Here is a 19,001-nt window from a genome sequence, read left to right as displayed (position 1 = left end):
GGTTACACTCATCGCTGCTATTTCCGGGGGTCCCCTGATGATGAAGAGTGAGAAGGCACAATAATGAGTAAATCTTTAGTCGCGTGCGCTGCAGGCCTGCTGTTTGTGATGGGCTCTGCCAATGCAATTAGCGTGAGTGGTGAGGTTGGGCAACATTACACCAATATGGGCTTTGGGCTAGGTTCCCCTATACCAGGGTTGGGGATTAGCGGTAACTGGCTGCGTAGTGATCATAATGGCAGTGTGGGTAGTCTGGGCCTGGATTTTAGCATGCCGTTGGGACCTTTGATGGCAACAGTCGGAGGGAAAGCGCTTTATCTCAGTCCACAAGATGGTAAGAGTGGTGCGGCATTGGCATTAGGAGGCGGCCTCAAATGGACACTGAACCGCTATATAAGCCTGTATGGTGAAGGCTATTTTGCCCCAGAATCACTGACCAGCGGCGTTAAGGCTTATAATGAAGCCAGTGGAGGGGTACATTGGAATGTTTTCCGGCCACTCAGTGTGGATGTCGGCTATCGTTACATCAATATTAAAGGCAAAGACGGACATCGGGATAATACCGTAGCCGACGGTCCTTATGTTGGTGTAGGGCTGAGTTTCTGATTTTGGTTTACGATGGGGGCTTGTTAAGCCCCCATATCTTCTATCCCACGGCCGGTAGTAGACCACTGGCGATGCCTATCTGAATAGCAATCACCCCTATCCCACAGATAAACACCAGCGCTAATGCGGGGGTACCGCCCCAGACTCGATAGTGGCCTTGGCATTGTTGGCGGGTTTTCCATGCCAGCAAAGCAGGTAATAGCAGTGCCAGAACAGAAAGTGCGATTGCCGCGAAACCCAGCGCTAGCACAAAACCACGTGGGTAGAACAGGGCAAATGCCAGTGGTGGCAGGAAGGTTATAGCACCGGTCTGCAATCGGCCACGGACATTATCCTGGCGTTTAAACAGATCGGCCAGAAAGTCGAATAACCCAAGTGAAACGCCGAGAAACGATGTAGCCAGAGCCAGATCGGCAAACAGATGCACTGCCAACTCGACATTTGGGGAGGCGACGACATCACGAACGGCCTGCAGTAACCCATTGAGTCCTGCCTCTTGAGCCAGAATGCCAACGAAAGTCGTGGAACTGATGCTGCCGAGAGTCGCTAACTGCCAGAATATATAGGCAACCAACGGAATAGCGCTGCCAATAATAAAGATCCAACGTAGTTTGCGGATGTTCCCACCCATATAGCTGACCACACTTGGCACACTGCCGTGGAAGCCAAAAGAAGTGAAAATGACCGGTATAGCCGAAAGCGCCAGCCCTTGTTCTAAGGGGAGTGTCATCAGATTGGTTTGATTGATGTGGGGCATCATTAAGCCAAGCATCACGATCAAGAAGATGGCTTTGGCGCTAAACAAAATACGGTTTAATAGATCAACCGAGTGAGTGCCAATGCAAACCACGCCACCCGCGATCAAAGTAAAGAGTAATACACCGAGATAGGTAGGAAATTCTTGGGCTGTCCACTGGGTGAGACTTGTCGCCAACAGCTCGCCAGCTCCGCTGATATAGGCAGCGGTCAGGGCATACATTAGGAACATCATACTGAAACTGGTGAGCCATTTGCCACTGCGGCCGAGATAGCGTTTGGCTATCGTTCCCAACCCCATATCCGCCTGCTCATGTTGATAAACCTCCACCAGCAACAGCGCGGTATAGCACATTAATAGCCATAATCCGACGAGGAGCACTAGCGTCACGCCAAAGCCAACTCCTGCCGCTGCTAGAGGCATGGCGAGCATTCCTGCGCCTATAGTGGTGCCTGCCACGATAAAAATACTGCCCAGAGTGCGATTCTTCACTGATTTCTCTGCTAATTGGTGATTTTAATGAATATTAGATGCTTAATTTTTAGTGCGGCAGAATAGTTCATTGCCGCTATTATGTCAATATGGTGTTACAATTTTCGTAAACTTAAGTTTACGTAAAAATACGATGTTTAGGCTGTAAAAATATCGCTGATCATAAATATTGCCAGGTAATTGATGAAAAGTTGTTGGCTGGCTTCTATAGTGGCTGAAATAAAAACGGGAGAGAGCAATGTTAAGAGTGGAGATGCTCAGTACCGGCGACGAGGTGCTGCATGGGCAAATTATAGATACCAATGCTGCCTGGTTGGCCGATTATTTTTTCCAGCAAGGGTTACCGATCAGCGCACGTGAAACGGTGGGGGATAGCCTCTCTGCTCTGGTTGACGTTTTACAAGAACGCAGCTACATCGCCGATGTGCTGATCGTTAATGGTGGTCTGGGGCCAACCAGCGACGATCTTAGTGCACTGGCGGCAGCCAAAGCATGCGGTGTCGAACTGGTTGAGCATCCTGAATGGGTTGCATACATGGAGGCATTCTTTGCTGAGCGCGGTCGCTCAATGGCAGCTTCTAATCGCAAGCAGGCGCAAATTCCCGCCAATGCCGAGATGCTCGATAATCGTGTTGGTACCGCCTGTGGTTTTGCATTAACTCTAAATAAATGTCAGATGTTCTTCACGCCGGGAGTGCCTTCAGAATTTAAGGTGATGGTGAAGGAACAGATCCTTCCGCGTTTGAGCCTGCGTTTTACATTGCCTGAGCCGCCGTTGTGCCTGCGTCTGACGACCTTTGGCACATCGGAAAGCGATTTGGCGGCCCAGCTAGATGGGATACCTCTTCCGCCGGACGTTGTGCTTGGCTATCGTTCTTCCAGCCCCATAATTGAACTGAAATTGACTGGGCCAGCGACGCATCGAGCCGCAATGGAACAGACATGGCAACGCATTCGAGAGGTTGCTGGCGATAACACGATTTTTGAAGGAACGGCAGGATTACCGGCGGAGCTGGCGCAAAGCTTACAACAGCGTGGCATGAAACTGGCTTTGAGTGAACAGTTTACCGCGGGACTCATCAATCTGCAGTTGCAGAACGCAGCAGCGCCTTTGGCGGGTGGGGAACTGTTACCGGCATATTGTTCTGAGACATTAGAAGCCTTACTGATGCGAGCGCAGTCCCTGGCTCAGCTTACTGGGGCACAGTTAGCCTTGGCGGTCAGTTCAATAGAGGGCGATCGTGTCAGTATTGCTTTGCATACCCCGAAAGGTGGTATCGGTCAGACCGTGAGTTATCGAGCGGCTCGTCACGACTTGCGTTTGCGTCAGGAATCGGTGGCTATGCTGGCGTTGGATATGCTTCGCCGCTGGCTGAACGGCGGAAAAGCATGTGGTAAAAACAGCTGGTTGGAAATTATTCAGGTCATTGAGTAGTCAATATTTACAGGGCGGAGATGCTCCGCCTAAATTTCAATTTCTATATCCATCAATGGCATACAGCAGCAAGGCAGGATTTCCCCGTCATTGATAAACGCCAACGGTTGTTGCTGGTAGGCGACTTTACCTTTTACCAACTTCAGACGGCAAGCGCCGCAGTAACCTGAGCGGCACTGGTACTCCACCGCCACATCGTGAAGTTCTAGTACGTCCAGCAGGCAGTTTTCACCTTCAGGGCAGGAGAGCTGCGTACCGGTAGTACGCAGTGTTACGGTTGATGTAGCCACCTATAGCTCGAAATCACTCAGGTCGTCAGCATTGACTTCAGAGTCAATCTGCCCAACCAGATAGGAACTGACTTCTACTTCCTGCGGTGCCACTTGCACATTGTCGGAAACCAGCCAGGCGTTAATCCAGGGAATAGGGTTCGAACGCGTCTTAAATGGCAACGCCAGTCCGACCGCCTGCATACGGATATTGGTAATATATTCAACATATTGGCAAAGAATGTCTTTGTTCAAGCCAATCATCGAGCCGTCACGGAACAGGTACTCGGCCCATTCTTTCTCTTGTTGTGCCGCTAATACGAACAGATCGTAGCACTGTTGCTCGCATTCTACGGCAATCTCGGCCATTTCCGGATCATCGGCGCCAGAACGCATCAGATTCAGCATATGCTGAGTACCGGTTAGATGCAGGGCTTCGTCGCGGGCGATCAGCTTGATGATTTTGGCGTTCCCTTCCATCAACTCACGTTCAGCGAAAGCAAATGAGCAAGCGAAGCTGACATAGAAACGGATGGCTTCCAGCGCGTTAACACTCATCAGACACAAATACAGCTGCTTTTTGATGGCGCGCAGGTTCACAGTAACGCTTTTACCGTTTACCTGATGGGTGCCTTCGCCGAGCAGATGATAGTAGCTGGTCATCTCGATCAGATCGTCGTAGTAGCTAGAGATATCTTTGGCGCGTTTGAGGATCTCTTCGTTTGTTACGATGTCATCAAACACTAGTGCCGGATCGTTAACGATATTACGGATAATGTGCGTGTAGGATCGAGAATGGATGGTTTCAGAAAATGACCAGGTTTCCACCCAAGTTTCCAGCTCTGGAATTGAGATCAGCGGAAGAAACGCGACATTAGGGCTACGGCCTTGGATTGAGTCCAGCAACGTTTGATATTTCAGGTTACTGATGAAAATGTGTTTTTCGTGTTCTGGCAGCGCCTGATAGTCGATTCGATCGCGCGAGACGTCAACTTCCTCTGGACGCCAGAAAAAAGAGAGTTGTTTTTCGATCAGTTTTTCGAAAATTGCATGTTTTTGCTGATCGAAACGCGCCACGTTGACTGACTGGCCGAAGAACATCGGCTCAAGCAACTGGTCGTTTTTGTTTTGCGAGAAAGTGGTATAAGCCATGAGCTTGTGTCCATTAATGCCGTACTGAATTGAAGGGGCCAGAAGAACGCTGGCCCGCAGTGTCTTACGTTAGATCTTGCAAGCGCCGCCTTCGCAGTCATCATCACTGCCTTGTGTCGGCTGCAAATCTTCCTGGATATCTTCTGCACCATCGCGGGTATTCTGGTAATACAGCGTCTTCACACCGAACTTGTAGGTGGTAAGCAGATCTTTTAGCAACTGTTTCATCGGCACTTTACCGCCAGGGAAACGGGTTGGGTCATAGTTGGTGTTAGCCGAAATAGATTGGTCAACAAACTTTTGCATTAACCCTACCAGTTGCAGGTAACCGTCGTTGTTCGGCATTTCCCACAGTAGCTCATAATCATTTTTCAGACGTTCATACTCAGGAACGACCTGGCGCAAAATACCATCCTTTGAGGCTTTTATACTGACATGACCGCGCGGCGGCTCAATACCGTTAGTGGCATTGGATATCTGTGACGACGTTTCCGACGGCATTAAGGCAGACAGCGTTGAGTTGCGCAGTCCGGTCTCTTTAATCTCTTTACGCAGCGTTTCCCAGTCATAATGCAAGGGTTCGCTGCAGATCATATCCAAATCTTTCTTGTAGGTATCTATTGGCAGAATGCCTTTCGCATAGGTGGTCTGATTGAACCATGGGCAAGCCCCTTGTTCCTGAGCCAAACGGTTCGATGCTTTCAGCAGGTAATATTGGATAGCTTCAAAAGTTCTGTGGGTCAGACTGTTGGCACTGCCATCGGAATAGCGTACACCATTCTTCGCCAGATAATAGGCATAGTTGATTACGCCGATACCTAATGTGCGACGGCCCATTGCGCCATGCTGAGCGGCTTTGATCGGGTAATCCTGGTAATCAAGAAGCGCGTCGAGAGCACGAACGGCCAAGGTTGCCAGCTCTTCCAGATCGTCAAGGCTATTGATGGCGCCAAGGTTGAATGCAGACAGCGTACACAGCGCGATTTCGCCGCTGTCGTCGTTGATATCATTCAGCGGCTTGGTTGGCAGAGCGATCTCCAAGCACAAATTTGACTGGCGCACTGGTGCGATCTGTGGATCAAACGGACTGTGGGTGTTGCAGTGATCGACGTTCTGGATATAGATACGCCCGGTAGAAGCACGCTCCTGCATCATCAGTGAAAACAGTTCCACCGCTTTCACACGCTGTTGACGAATGCTGTCATCTTGCTCATAACGCGTGTAAAGGCGCTCGAATTCATCCTGATCGGCGAAGAAGGCGTCGTAAAGACCAGGAACGTCAGACGGGCTGAACAGGGTGATCTCTTCGTTTTTGATCAGGCGCTGATACATTAAGCGGTTAATTTGCACGCCATAGTCCATGTGGCGTACGCGGTTACCTTCAACGCCACGGTTGTTTTTCAGTACCAGTAGGCTTTCCACTTCCAGATGCCACATTGGGTAAAACAGCGTTGCGGCACCGCCACGAACCCCACCCTGAGAGCAGGATTTTACTGCGGTCTGGAAATGTTTATAGAACGGGATACATCCGGTGTGAAAAGCTTCACCGCCACGGATTGGACTACCCAATGCGCGAATACGGCCAGCGTTGATGCCGATCCCGGCGCGTTGTGAAACGTATTTTACAATAGCGCTCGATGTCGCGTTGATGGAATCCAGGCTATCACCACACTCGATCAATACACATGAGCTGAATTGGCGGGTAGGGGTACGCACGCCGGACATAATGGGTGTCGGCAATGAAATCTTAAAGGTGGAAATCGCGTCATAGAAACGTTTTACGTAATCCAGACGGGTGTCACGCGGGTAGTTGGAAAACAGACAAGCTGCGACCAGGATATACAAGAACTGTGCGCTCTCGTAAATCTCACCGCTCACGCGGTTTTGCACCAGATATTTCCCTTCCAACTGCTTAACGGCGGCGTAGGAAAAGTTCATATCACGCCAGTGATCGATAAAGGAATCCATCTGCTCGAACTCTTCAGCGGTGTAGTCTTCCAGCAGATGCTTATCGTATTTCCCCATGTCAACCATGCGTGCTACATGGTTATATAACTTGGGGGGCTCAAACTGACCGTAAGCCTTTTTCCGCAGATGAAAAATGGCAAGGCGAGCAGCAAGATATTGATAATCGGGTGCGTCGCGAGAGATCAGGTCGGCGGCGGCTTTGATGATGGTTTCATGGATATCGGCAGTTTTGATGCCGTCATAAAACTGAATATGTGAACGCAACTCTACTTGAGATACCGAGACGTTGTGTAAACCTTCGGCTGCCCAGTCGATGACACGGTGGATTTTGTCGAGATTGATGTGCTCTTTACTGCCATCGCGTTTAGTTACAAGTAGGATTTGGTTCATTTTTACCTGTCCGTATAATTCCCCTTAGCAGAAAGTGTAGTCGCTTTGCTTAGTATATAAACACTATATATAGGGGGTGTGTGTCGGTGTGGTAACAAGATAGTGATAAAGTAGTGGGTTTGCAAGTGAACAAAATCGGTCTGTTTTGTGGATAACTTGGGGGTGAAATTTGATAGCCCATTGCAAGAGCCCACTGCGACTGGCATGACAAGGTTGTCAATAAGCAGGATAAGATTTTGACGAATTATAGAAAATTACGATCGTTTGCCGCTTTATTAAACGTTAGAAAAAAACGGCATATTGACCTGTTTTAATATTCTTAAAAACGGTTTAACCAATATTTATGTTCGAAACCGGTAAATAGGGAGTTATCTTAATGATCTTGTAACACCGAGGGTTCCTCGGTGCTGTACAGTTACCCTTCGTGCTGTGTATGAACCATATAGTTCACATCGACATTACTGCCGAGCTTGAAATGGTTAGTAAGTGGATTGTAATGCAGGCCAATTATGTGTTTTTCACGTAATCCAGTGTTGTCGAGCCAGCCAATCAGTTCGGAAGGCCGGATAAATTTCTTATGATCATGTGTGCCCTGAGGAACCATCTTGAGAATATACTCCGCGCCGATAACCGCCATCAGCCAGGCCTTGGTATTACGGTTAATGGTGGAGAAAAACACGTGACCGCCAGGTTTTACCAGATGAGCGCAGGCACGGACCACGGAGGCGGGATCGGGGACGTGTTCGAGCATCTCCATACAGGTGACAATGTCATATTGTTGTGGATAAGCTTGTGCGTGGCTTTCTACCGTTTCCTGAACGTAAGTCACATCCATACCACTCTCCAGCGCATGTAGACGTGCTACCTGTAGAGGTTCGGTTCCCATATCCAGCCCAGTAACCTTGGCACCCTCACGCGCCATGCTTTCTGCTAGAATGCCACCACCACACCCTACGTCGAGTATCTGCTTGTCGAAAATGCCTTCTGCACGTTGCATGATATAATTCAGACGCAGCGGATTAATCCGATGCAGTGGTTTGAATTCGCCTTCCAGATCCCACCAGCGTGAAGCGACAGCCTCAAACTTGGCGATTTCCTGGTGATCGACGTTTTGTTTTTGGTGGGGTGATTCAGCATTCATAGACAGTGTTGGCTCCTTGTTCTTTATTGCGCGGATTATACATGCTCTGACGTGGTTAGCGCAGTGCTGTCGATGTTGATGTTGATGTGTTTTTACCCTTGCTACAGGCACCATTAAGCATAAATGAAAAAAAGGCGGTTATTTCCACGTAAAGCGTGCTTTGTGGTATAGTTTTATCCCTTTGGCACTATGCCAGGGCAGATGAATCATTCAGTATGAGGGATAGCAGCTCCATGAGCGACCTTGCCAGAGAAATCACACCGGTAAATATCGAAGAAGAGTTGAAAAGCTCGTATCTGGATTATGCGATGTCCGTTATTGTCGGGCGTGCGCTGCCAGATGTTCGTGATGGACTGAAGCCGGTGCACCGTCGCGTTCTGTTCGCGATGAATGTACTGGGTAACGACTGGAACAAACCCTATAAAAAATCGGCTCGCGTCGTCGGGGACGTTATCGGTAAATACCACCCGCACGGTGATAGCGCGGTATACGATACGATTGTCCGTATGGCACAACCGTTTTCACTACGTTACATGCTGGTGGATGGCCAGGGTAACTTTGGTTCAGTTGATGGCGATTCCGCAGCGGCAATGCGATATACCGAAGTGCGCATGTCGAAAATCGCCCACGAACTGTTGGCGGATCTTGAAAAAGAAACCGTCGACTTCGTGCCAAACTATGATGGTACCGAGCAGATCCCAGCCGTCATGCCAACCAAGATACCTAACCTGCTGGTAAACGGCTCGTCGGGTATCGCTGTAGGTATGGCAACCAACATTCCACCCCATAACCTGTCAGAAGTGATCAACGGCTGTCTGGCCTATATCGATGATGAAAACATCAGCATCGAAGGGTTGATGGAACACATTCCTGGCCCAGACTTTCCTACTGCGGCGATCATCAATGGCCGTCGTGGGATTGAAGAAGCCTATCGCACAGGCCGTGGCAAAGTTTACATTCGCGCCCGCGCTGAAGTGGAAACTGACGCTAAAACGGGCCGTGAAACCATTATTGTTCACGAAATTCCGTATCAGGTGAACAAAGCGCGCCTGATCGAGAAAATCGCTGAACTGGTGAAAGAAAAGCGTGTTGAGGGCATTAGTGCGTTGCGTGACGAGTCTGATAAAGACGGTATGCGCATCGTTATTGAGGTCAAGCGCGATGCCGTGGGCGAAGTGGTACTGAATAATCTGTACTCGTTGACCCAGCTTCAGGTGACTTTTGGCATCAACATGGTGGCACTGCATCAGGGGCAGCCGAAGTTACTGAACCTGAAAGATATTTTGTGTGCATTTGTTCGCCATCGCCGTGAAGTGGTTACCCGTCGTACCATTTTCGAACTGCGCAAAGCTCGTGACCGCGCACATATTCTTGAAGCATTGGCCATTGCCCTGGCTAATATCGATCCGATAATTGAACTCATCCGCCGTGCGCCGACCCCGGCTGAAGCAAAATTGGCGTTGATTGCGCAACCTTGGGACCTGGGCAACGTAGGTGCGATGCTGGAACGTGCTGGCGACGATGCTGCACGACCCGAATGGTTGGAACCGCAGTATGGCATCCGTGACGGTAAATATTATCTGACCGAGCAACAGGCTCAGGCGATCTTGGATCTGCGTCTGCAGAAACTGACGGGTCTGGAGCACGAGAAGCTACTGGACGAATATAAAGAACTGCTGAACATTATTGCTGAGCTGATCTTTATTCTGGAAAACCCAGAGCGCTTGATGGAAGTTATCCGAGAAGAGCTGGTCGCGATGCGCGATCAGTTTGGTGACCAGCGCCGTACCGAAATTACAGCTAACACCTCTGATATCAACATTGAAGATCTGATTAACCAGGAAGATGTCGTGGTCACATTGTCGCATCAGGGCTATGTGAAGTATCAACCACTGACTGATTATGAGGCGCAGCGTCGTGGTGGGAAAGGCAAATCCGCCGCCCGCATAAAAGAAGAAGACTTTATCGATCGATTACTGGTTGCGAACACACACGATACAATCCTGTGTTTCTCCAGCAGAGGTCGTCTGTACTGGATGAAGGTGTACCAACTACCGGAAGCCAGCCGTGGTGCCCGTGGCCGGCCGATTGTCAATTTGTTGCCGTTGGAAGCCAACGAACGGATCACCGCTATCTTGCCGGTACGTGAGTATGAAGAAGGTCGCCACGTCTTTATGGCTACTGCTAGCGGTACGGTGAAGAAAACTGCATTGACCGAATTCAGTCGTCCACGTAGCGCTGGCATCATCGCCGTCAATCTTAATGAGGGTGATGAACTGATAGGCGTTGACCTGACCGACGGTAGCAACGAAGTCATGCTGTTCTCTTCCAATGGTAAAGTAGTGCGCTTCCCTGAAACTCAGGTTCGTTCAATGGGACGTACCGCCACAGGTGTTCGTGGTATCAATCTGGGGGAAGGTGACTGCGTTGTTTCCCTGATTATTCCACGTGGTGAAGGCGATATTCTTACCGTGACGCAAAACGGTTACGGCAAGCGCACTGCGGTGACCGAATATCCAACCAAATCGCGTGCTACCCAGGGGGTTATCTCCATCAAGGTCAGCGAACGTAATGGTCGGGTTGTTGGTGCTGTTCAGGTCGAAACTACCGATCAGATCATGATGATTACCGATGCTGGCACGTTGGTACGTACCCGTGTCGCGGAAGTTAGTGTGGTGGGGCGTAATACTCAAGGGGTCACACTGATCCGCACTGCAGAAAATGAAAATGTCGTTGGCTTGCAGCGTGTTGCTGAACCGGTTGAAGATGAAGATCTTGATAGTATTGAACCGGGTTTAGAAGAAGTGGAAGAAGATACCACACCACTTGATGATGGTGACGATATCGATGTTGCAACCGATCTAGATGACGAAGACGCTTAAGGATCACCTTTTTTGGTTAATGATGAACCTTAAGTGAACAGGGCCTGGCAGCGATGCTAGGCCCTTTTTCAGTTATATGGTTTAATTACCATAATTATCCAGCGGCCTTTCCCGGGGTTATCGTTCAGTTATGGTATCAGATTGAAATATCTAACGTCCTTCCGTACAACGTTAAAAATTTCTCGCTACTTGTTTCGGGTATTGGCGCTCATGCTATGGTCTCTCGGGGCGCTGCTGACGACTTTTTATATCTTGAATATTTTGCATGAGAAAGAGTCTGATATTCTGCAAGAATACAATCTTAACTATGATCAGGCACAAGGCTACATTCGCCACTCTGCGGACATTCTCCGTGATATCAAATATGTGGCTGAGAATCATCTCAGTGGTGCGGCTGCTAGTTTGGATATGTTTAGCGGGGAGATGACGGACAAGGATGAGCCGTTGGAGCTTATGCCACTGAATACAGAATCAGACTGTACGCAGGATATCGCTTATCGTGATTCGCTAATTTTTCTGAACCGCTTTATCAAATACTGGAAAGAAAACTTTGTCGCAGCTTATGACCTTAATCGCGTATTTTTAATCGGTGGTGACAGCCTGTGTATGACCGAATTTGGCAGCAGCAATAGCATCATTGACCGGCAAAATGTCTTGAAACAGCTGCACGAAAATATTCTTAAGTACCGAACTGCCAATAGCCTAGAGAAAAATATCAATATCTACTGGATCCTCCCTAATGCAGAGCAGCCAAATGTAGGGTCTCTGTATGTGATGACGGCACTCTATGCCGGTAACAGATTAGAAGCGCTGCTAGGAATTGAACAGACAATTCGTATGGAAGATTTTGCTGCTTTAGGCAATCTACCTTTGGGGACGACGCTGCTCGACAAAAACAACGAGCCGTTATTGCACCTTACAAATGGCGATCGTTATACTCCCTCACTTAATGTATACCCTCAGGATCACACCTATTTTGGTTATGTAGACAACTACTACTACCTAATCATGAAAAAGGCATTACCGCCTTCATCTCTGAGCATCGTGTATTCGCTCCCTCTGGGGAATATTCTGGAGTATCTAAAAAGTTTTATTCTCAAAGCACTGCTAATTAACCTGCTGACGGCTGCCGTATTGTTTAGTCTGGCATTGCTGTTTGAACGCCGTATATTCCTGCCAGCCGAAGAGAATGCCTTTCGGCTGGAAGAACATGAACAGTTCAACCGCAAAATTGTGGCTTCGGCACCGGTAGGTATCTGTATCTTGCGTATCAACGATGGCGCTAATATTTTGAGTAATGAGCTGGCGCATAATTATATCAATTTGTTGACCAACGAAGATCGTGAGCGAATCACACGAATTATTTGCCAGCAGCAAGCTAATTTTGTTGATGTAATGACAAGTAATAACAATAACTTGCAAATAAGTTTCGTTCATTCTCGTTATCGCAATGAGGACGTTGCCATCTGCGTGCTGATGGACGTGAGTGCCCGCGTGAAGATGGAGGAGTCACTACAGGAGATAGCGGCGGCAGCGGAGTTGGCCAGCCAGTCTAAATCAATGTTTCTGGCTACGGTCAGCCATGAATTGCGTACGCCTCTGTACGGTATTATCGGGAATCTTGACCTATTGCAAACCAAAGCGTTGCCACAGGGGGTGGATCGCTTGGTCAATGCAATGAACAACTCGTCGGGATTATTGCTGAAAATCATCAGCGATATCTTGGATTTCTCCAAGATCGAGTCAGAGCAGTTGAAGATTGAGCCTACGGAATTTTCCTGCCTTGATGTGATTACTCATGTTGCGGATAACTATCTGCCCCTCGTGGTGAAAAAGCGTCTTGGTTTGTACTGCTTTATTGAACAAGGGGTTCCAGAGCGTATCAATGGTGATCCTGTCCGCTTACAACAGGTGCTCTCCAATCTGTTAAACAATGCCATAAAGTTTACGGATACCGGCTGTATTATTCTGCAGGTGTATACACGTGATCGTTATCTCGCGTTCAGCATTCGTGATACTGGCGTCGGGATCCCGGAAAAAGAAATTAATCGCCTTTTTGATCCTTTCTTCCAAGTTGGTAGTGGTGTACAGCGTCATTTTCAGGGGACCGGTTTGGGTTTGGCGATCTGTGAAAGGCTGATAAATTTGATGGATGGTGATATTGCCGTGGAGTCTGAAGCAGGGCTTGGCAGTATGTTCACTATCCGTATTCCTTTGTTTGGCGCACAGTTTCCATCGCTACAGGCCAGTGATGCCTGGCAAGGGAAAAAGATATGGTTACAAATCCGTAATCAGAAACTGGAAAGTTATCTGATGGTTATCCTTACTGGCTATGGCGCTACGGTACAACGCTATGAGGAGCAGGATACATCTGAAGATGATCTTCTCATTAGTGATTACCCTTTAAACGCAGTCACTCCTTTGTTGGCGCAAATTGAGTTTTCCATTGTGCACATCGGTCCATCGCGTGAGGCATTGCCGGGTTATTGGTTGCATAGTACCTCTACACCAAGGTGTATTATCAGGTTGATTAATCGTTTGTTTGGTGTGGAAACAGCAGCCGACAATGCCGACAATACTGCGGTACAATTACCGTTACCGACTAAAGTCCAAACAACAGAAAATGAGGATATTCACTTACTGGTGGTAGATGATCATCCCATTAATCGTCGGCTGTTGTCCGACCAGTTGACTTCATTAGGCTATCAGGTCATCACAGCCACTGACGGTATTGATGCTCTCGGTGTCCTGAGGCGTAATACTGTCGATATCGTGCTTACCGACGTCAATATGCCTAACATGGATGGCTATCAGTTTACTCAGCGTTTGCGCCAGCTTCACTTCGTTAACCCGGTAATAGGGGTGACGGCTAATGCATTGGCGGAAGAGGAGCAGCGTTGTATTGAGGCAGGAATGGACAGTTGTCTTTCAAAACCGGTAACGCTTGAAATACTTGGGGAAGAGTTACATTATTACAGCCAACACGTACGCCGCAATCGAATCAAATCTAAGCAGATTTAAAAAGTATCATAGAACTTGTTAAAATTGTTGTGCTATAGAAGAGGGGCTCTTACGGCTTACGCCGCTGCGAGCCCTTAGGTATCTGTTCTCGAATCCGTTCAGTCGTCTGCCTAGCCGGATTTAGTCTTTATCAGGCTGCATCATATTTACGGAGGAAAGATAGTTAAGCAGCGCAATATCATTATCAACGCCTAGTTTTGTCATTGCCGATTTTTTTTGGCTACTGATGGTTTTGATGCTGCGGTTCAATTTTTTGGCAATTTCAGTGACCAGAAAACCTTCAGCAAACAGGCGCAAGACTTCACTCTCTTTAGGTGAAAGACGTTTATCACCACCAAAACCGCTGGCACTTATTTTTTCCAGCAGCTTCGAAACGCTCTCAGGTGTAAATTTCTTACCTTTTTGTAATGCAGACAGTGCTTTTGGCAAGTCTGTTGGTGCGCCTTGTTTTAATACTATCCCATCGATATCCAACTCCAACACCGCACTGAGAATGGCAGGGTTGTTGTTCATGGTCAGAACGATAATTGATAATTGCGGGTAGTGTCGTTTGATATACTTAATCAGCGTAATACCATCGCCGTATTTGTCGCCAGGCATCGAAAGATCTGTGATCAGTACATTTGCATCCAGCTTTGAGATATTGTTGATCAGTGCTGTCGAGTCTTCAAATTCCCCAACGACATTCACCCATTCAATTTGCTCGAGTGACTTCCGGATGCCAAACAGTACTATAGGATGGTCATCAGCAATAATTACGTTCAGGTTATTCATGTGGTTGGCTACCTTGCTGCAGCAGTCTAGAGACAAAAAAATCAATCTGACTGATGTTATTCTCGATCTTAAACGCATCGCCGTCCGCGATGTGCTGTTCTAACGATTCACACAGTTGCTTGGCGGGGAGCAGATTTAACATTGCAAACACCCCCTTTAGGCGGTGTACAGTCTGAGACAGCGCTGTAAAATCAGCACCGTTTGCCAGAGTATACAGTTTTTTTACATCATCAGGTACTGTATCGATAAACAGACTATAATAATCTGTTGATTCCAGTTTTCTTTCAAAGTATTGACCGTCATTTGTGGTGGGGTTCAATAGACTATTTGCATCCTGTTCAAGAACAGTGAGGCGCTGCTCAATAAGGGCTAAAATAGCGTCAATCATGGCACTGTGCAGGTTGTAATTTGCTTGGACATAATGTTGATTGAGTTTTTGCCAGCCAAGTACATCGTTGGTTACCAGCAGAGTATAATCACTGGTCTGTTGCGGATCGTCGGTAATCATGAAATCAAAATTTTTGCTGTTCTGACTGTCAGCAGCAACAATGCAACTTGCTCCGTAGGCATCCAACAGGTTTGTAACGATACTACGGATTTCCTCCGAGGTGATCTTTAAAAGTACAGTGACATCGTCAAGTAATCTTTCCGTTGTCTCCTCTTCTTTTTTTTGCAACTCCATGGCTATACGCACGGTATACCGTGTACCGATATCAATTTTGCTACGGATCTCTAACTGACCATTAAGTTTTCTACAGAGTTGGTTACACAGAAAAAAAGTTAGCCCTGAAGCATGGCTGAAACGATCAGCCTGGGGTTGTCTAACGAAGGGATAAGTCAAGTTATCAATTTCTTCATTGGTCATTCCGGCACCAGTGTCATTAATATGAATGACCAGCTGTTCTGGCTTAGTCGCTTCATGTTTGACTACCAGTGAAACCTTGCCAAAGGCGGTAGTGATGACGGCATAGTGAAGTAGCAATGAAATTATTTTACCTAGCGCGGTGGTATCACCGACATATTGTTGGTCCATACTCAGATGGAAATGGTTGAACAAAGTGAGCCCTTTCTGGTGTATCGCAGGCAGGATCTCCAACAGTAATGCCTCTATAAGTATTGAGGGGGTGAAGGAGTGGTTGGCGGGCTGCCAATTTTGAGTTTCCAGGCGCGTTAGTAGAGTGATATTGTCAATCAGTCCCAAAACTGACGAAGAGACAGAATGCAGTTGTTTGACTATTGTCTTTTGTTGTTCTTCATCAGTTTGCCCATGCAGGCTACCGATCAAACTGTGCATCTGATACACAGGTTGGTTGAGTTCTGTTCCGAGATTATGCAGCATCAATTTACGTGCCTGAACGTTTTTATCGTACTCACGGCTAGCCTGTTGCAACCTTTTGTTCATTATCACTTCTTTGTCTTGATCGCTCATTATAAATAGGTATGTTTCTGTTGAGCGTAGGCTGCTGAAGAGACGGACTTCATAGACTTCATTGTTTACCGTTGCTTGAATCACGCCATGATGCTGTTCTGCCATATGGGTAATTTTTTGTAGGTTAAGGTGTGGCATCAGATGTTCGGCGATCTTGTTACTGGCAATAACGCTATTATTGGCAAAATCATAAACCAGTAAACCGCAAGGAAGACTGGAGACTATCTCTCTATTCAGAGCCTGCTCTTCTTCCAGCTTGGCTGCCATATTCTCACTGGGGCGAATGTATTGCTGCCGAATGAAGTAGAGCCCCGTCATTGAGAGTACCAGCAACAGCAAATTGCCCATTAACAGCCATAGGTTGTTGCGCAACAAATCTAGCACCAGATTAATGACGGAAACGCGATAAACCAATTTCAGCGGGGAGTTTAGCAATGAGGTATTGAATTCAACCCAACTTCTTTTCAACACGACGACGGTATTAGCTGTGTTTTCGGTTGCAGAATCATCGCCGTCTAACCCATTTTCATCGGGGAGAAGCAGAAAATTGGAACTTGCCATATTAAGAGGAACAATATCGTTAATCGGCAGGTCGAAGGCGATCACCGTAGCCAGATGCCCTGGTTGATTAAAGGTAGTACGGATAGAGAATGAATAGGTATTCTGGAAGCGATGCTTCCGCAAGTTAGAGAAACTCTCCCGTTGATCCAGCATATTGACCTGTTGCAGCATTTCAGCGCGTAGCTCTGATGCTGATGCAGTGAGGTAGTTTTCTTTCAATCGTGAAGTCAATTCTTTGAACGATTGGGTTGTTACCAGGCTCAGACTATTATCTTGTCCGTTGAGGTAATACATCGAATAGTTTTCAGCTTTCTCTCCCCAGCGGGAATCAAGGAAGTCCGAAATATTGGCAATCATGGTCGATGTAGTACTGTCGTGATTGCCAAAAATCACGGCATCGCTTCTTCCCAGCCTTTCAACATAATAAACATCTGGGCGCAGACGTGTTTCTTGCGGCATTTGGTCGATAGGTTGTGATGCTAAGTTGCCGAATCTGTCATAGATCTGATCGGTAAGATAACGATAGCTATCAATACGTTTTTGCAGGGCAGCAGCCACGCTATTAACGGCGTATTTTTTCTCTGTCAGATAGGCATTGGTATAATTATATCCGTACAAGCCGATGACAATGACTAGCAGCACAATAAACAGCCAAAAACTGCGAGTGATGTAGTTGGCGTCGATGTTTCGCTGTTTGATTTTTAACATGGCAGTACGTCCCTGAAATTAGCGGGTTATTGCTTTTGCACTGACGGTAACAATCATCAGCAGTGCGGCAACACAGGCAAAAGCAAACGTTAGGCTGGAGATCTGTGCGATAAACCCGATTAATGCAGGGCCAGCAAGAATGCCGGTGTAGCCGACCGTCGTGACTGAGGCGATAGCCAGATTGGCAGGCATGGTTGTTTGATTACCTGCTGCGGTGAACAAGATAGGCACGACATTGGATGCACCGAGGCCGACCAGCATAAAACCCGTCAATGAAGCCGTTACGTTATCTAAGCTGATGGCCAGTACCAGCCCTAATGCAGCACACAGGCTGCCCATTATCAGTACCTGATATCTTCCTACGGTATTAACAATCCGGTCACCATTCAACCTGCCTAATGTCATAGCAATAGAAAAGAGAGCGTAGCCTAATCCCGCCTGATTGTGATCCATTCCTCTCTGTGTGGTGAGAAACAGTGCGCTCCAGTCAAGCATAGAACCCTCGGCGAGAAACATAATAAAACACAGCAGACCTATCAACATCACCCAACCACGCGGCAGAACAAACATTGAGCCTTCTTGATCTCCGCCATTTTCGCGCAGCAAGTTTTTACTGGCAATCGAAAGCAGTGTCAGAATGATAACAACGGCGCACAGTGTGGCTTGCAGTGGGCTGACGCCAAGCCACAACAGTGCACTAACCCCACCAGCTCCTACAATTCCTCCAATGCTGAAGAAACCATGAAAACCAGACATCATGGCTCGCCCGCTAGTACGTTCAACCACGACAGCTTGAATGTTCATTGCTACGTCAACCATACCGATAGCGGCGCCGAAGAACAGCAGCGCTAAAGCCATGCCTAAGGCCGAGTCCATCAAGGCCAACAGTGGCAGGTCGATACAAAGTGCGATTCCTGCCAACAGGATCACGCGTTTGCAACCGAATTTACTCGTTAATAACCCGGTTAGGGGCATAGCCATGATTGAGCCAACTCCGATGCATAGCAAGAGCATACCTAGCGAAGCGTCGTCAATATCGATACGTGTTTTAGCGAAAGGCACCAACGGTGCCCAAGCAGCCATGCCAAGACCGGCAATGAAAAAAGCCAAACGAGTGGCGACCTGTTGTGGCACGTTAGGCTGTGGTTTTTCGGTACATAGAGTGAATGTCATGTGGGTATCGAGAGCGGTTCTGTATGATGTTTGGAATGATCCTCCGTTTCTATCACAATCTGCGATTAGGGTCGAAGAGATTCGTACTCGGCAGTGCAGGCCGTGTTCCTTGATTGCACATGAACGCCCAACAGCCCTCGTCAAGAATTGTTATGGAGGCCTGTGGCAGCGCAACCTACTGGGCACGGTAGTTCGGTCAATACGGACATGAGGTTAAACAAATAAGCTGGCTGTCAGAAGCCA

The 19,001-nt window shown here is 47.8% G+C and carries 12 protein-coding genes; 4 read left to right on the top strand and 8 right to left on the bottom strand.

Annotation, left to right across the window (positions count from 1 at the left end; all coding sequences use genetic code 11):
• Positions 1 to 63 precede the first annotated feature (63 nt).
• Entirely contained in the window at positions 64 to 606 is a 543-nt protein-coding gene (locus OK023_RS10020; RefSeq protein ID WP_317692588.1) for a YfaZ family outer membrane protein, read from the top strand.
• 40 nt (positions 607 to 646) lie between these two features.
• Here the strand turns inward: OK023_RS10020 and tyrP are convergent, their stop codons facing one another.
• Positions 647 to 1,795 (bottom strand): tyrosine transporter TyrP, encoded by a 1,149-nt coding sequence (gene tyrP, locus OK023_RS10015; protein WP_317692586.1) that lies wholly within the window; start codon positions 1,793 to 1,795, stop codon positions 647 to 649.
• 298 nt (positions 1,796 to 2,093) lie between these two features.
• Between tyrP and OK023_RS10010 the strand changes: the two genes are divergently transcribed.
• Positions 2,094 to 3,290, top strand: a complete 1,197-nt coding sequence (locus OK023_RS10010) for a nicotinamide mononucleotide deamidase-related protein YfaY (protein ID WP_317692584.1) — start codon at positions 2,094 to 2,096, stop codon at positions 3,288 to 3,290.
• Positions 3,291 to 3,319: 29 nt separating this feature from the next.
• Here the strand turns inward: OK023_RS10010 and yfaE are convergent, their stop codons facing one another.
• From yfaE to ubiG, 4 genes are all read right to left on the bottom strand, one after another.
• On the bottom strand, positions 3,320 to 3,580 hold the full coding sequence (gene yfaE, locus OK023_RS10005) for a class I ribonucleotide reductase maintenance protein YfaE (RefSeq protein WP_317692582.1): 261 nt from the start codon (positions 3,578 to 3,580) through the stop codon (positions 3,320 to 3,322).
• On the bottom strand, positions 3,581 to 4,711 hold the full coding sequence (nrdB, locus tag OK023_RS10000; protein WP_317692580.1) for a class Ia ribonucleoside-diphosphate reductase subunit beta: 1,131 nt from the start codon (positions 4,709 to 4,711) through the stop codon (positions 3,581 to 3,583).
• 69 nt (positions 4,712 to 4,780) lie between these two features.
• Complete coding sequence (gene nrdA, locus OK023_RS09995) at positions 4,781 to 7,069, bottom strand: class 1a ribonucleoside-diphosphate reductase subunit alpha (protein ID WP_317692578.1); 2,289 nt, start codon at positions 7,067 to 7,069, stop codon at positions 4,781 to 4,783.
• A gap of 415 nt (positions 7,070 to 7,484) precedes the next feature.
• Complete coding sequence (gene ubiG / locus OK023_RS09990; RefSeq protein ID WP_317692577.1) at positions 7,485 to 8,210, bottom strand: bifunctional 2-polyprenyl-6-hydroxyphenol methylase/3-demethylubiquinol 3-O-methyltransferase UbiG; 726 nt, start codon at positions 8,208 to 8,210, stop codon at positions 7,485 to 7,487.
• Between the two features lie 233 nt (positions 8,211 to 8,443).
• Between ubiG and gyrA the strand changes: the two genes are divergently transcribed.
• Both gyrA and rcsC read left to right on the top strand, forming a co-directional pair.
• On the top strand, positions 8,444 to 11,092 hold the full coding sequence (gyrA, locus tag OK023_RS09985) for a DNA topoisomerase (ATP-hydrolyzing) subunit A (RefSeq protein ID WP_317692576.1): 2,649 nt from the start codon (positions 8,444 to 8,446) through the stop codon (positions 11,090 to 11,092).
• Between the two features lie 141 nt (positions 11,093 to 11,233).
• Positions 11,234 to 14,113 (top strand): two-component system sensor histidine kinase RcsC, encoded by a 2,880-nt coding sequence (gene rcsC / locus OK023_RS09980; RefSeq protein ID WP_317692575.1) that lies wholly within the window; start codon positions 11,234 to 11,236, stop codon positions 14,111 to 14,113.
• 120 nt (positions 14,114 to 14,233) lie between these two features.
• Here rcsC and rcsB read toward each other — a convergent pair whose 3' ends face one another.
• Genes rcsB through OK023_RS09965 form a run of 3 tightly spaced genes read right to left on the bottom strand, consistent with a single transcriptional unit; the run spans position 14,234 to position 18,758 of the window.
• Positions 14,234 to 14,887: a response regulator transcription factor RcsB gene (gene rcsB / locus OK023_RS09975; protein ID WP_317692574.1), complete on the bottom strand. Its 654-nt coding sequence runs from the start codon at positions 14,885 to 14,887 to the stop codon at positions 14,234 to 14,236.
• Positions 14,880 to 17,585, bottom strand: a complete 2,706-nt coding sequence (rcsD, locus tag OK023_RS09970) for a phosphotransferase RcsD (RefSeq protein ID WP_317692572.1) — start codon at positions 17,583 to 17,585, stop codon at positions 14,880 to 14,882. The genes rcsB and rcsD overlap by 8 nt, the downstream gene beginning before the upstream one ends.
• Positions 17,586 to 17,603: 18 nt before the next feature.
• On the bottom strand, positions 17,604 to 18,758 hold the full coding sequence (locus OK023_RS09965; RefSeq protein ID WP_317692571.1) for an MFS transporter: 1,155 nt from the start codon (positions 18,756 to 18,758) through the stop codon (positions 17,604 to 17,606).
• Between the last annotated feature and the right edge of the window lie 243 nt (positions 18,759 to 19,001).

Source organism: Serratia sp. UGAL515B_01, from assembly GCF_033095805.1.
Taxonomy (GTDB): Bacteria; Pseudomonadota; Gammaproteobacteria; order Enterobacterales; family Enterobacteriaceae; genus Chania.
Note: the sequence above shows the minus strand (reverse complement) of the source record. Positions and strands in the feature narration are given on the sequence as shown.

What these genes read in the sequence shown, in the direction of transcription:
- gyrA (WP_317692576.1), top strand. Translation starts at nt 8,444, where the DNA reads ATGAGCGACCTTGCCAGAGAAATCACACCGGTAAATATCGAAGAAGAG.
- nrdA (WP_317692578.1), bottom strand. Translation starts at nt 7,069, where the DNA reads ATGAACCAAATCCTACTTGTAACTAAACGCGATGGCAGTAAAGAGCAC.
- rcsB (WP_317692574.1), bottom strand. Translation starts at nt 14,887, where the DNA reads ATGAATAACCTGAACGTAATTATTGCTGATGACCATCCTATAGTACTG.
- nrdB (WP_317692580.1), bottom strand. Translation starts at nt 4,711, where the DNA reads ATGGCTTATACCACTTTCTCGCAAAACAAAAACGACCAGTTGCTTGAG.
- OK023_RS10010 (WP_317692584.1), top strand. Translation starts at nt 2,094, where the DNA reads ATGTTAAGAGTGGAGATGCTCAGTACCGGCGACGAGGTGCTGCATGGG.
- OK023_RS10020 (WP_317692588.1), top strand. Translation starts at nt 64, where the DNA reads ATGAGTAAATCTTTAGTCGCGTGCGCTGCAGGCCTGCTGTTTGTGATG.
- tyrP (WP_317692586.1), bottom strand. Translation starts at nt 1,795, where the DNA reads ATGCTCGCCATGCCTCTAGCAGCGGCAGGAGTTGGCTTTGGCGTGACG.
- rcsD (WP_317692572.1), bottom strand. Translation starts at nt 17,585, where the DNA reads ATGTTAAAAATCAAACAGCGAAACATCGACGCCAACTACATCACTCGC.
- OK023_RS09965 (WP_317692571.1), bottom strand. Translation starts at nt 18,758, where the DNA reads ATGACATTCACTCTATGTACCGAAAAACCACAGCCTAACGTGCCACAA.
- ubiG (WP_317692577.1), bottom strand. Translation starts at nt 8,210, where the DNA reads ATGAATGCTGAATCACCCCACCAAAAACAAAACGTCGATCACCAGGAA.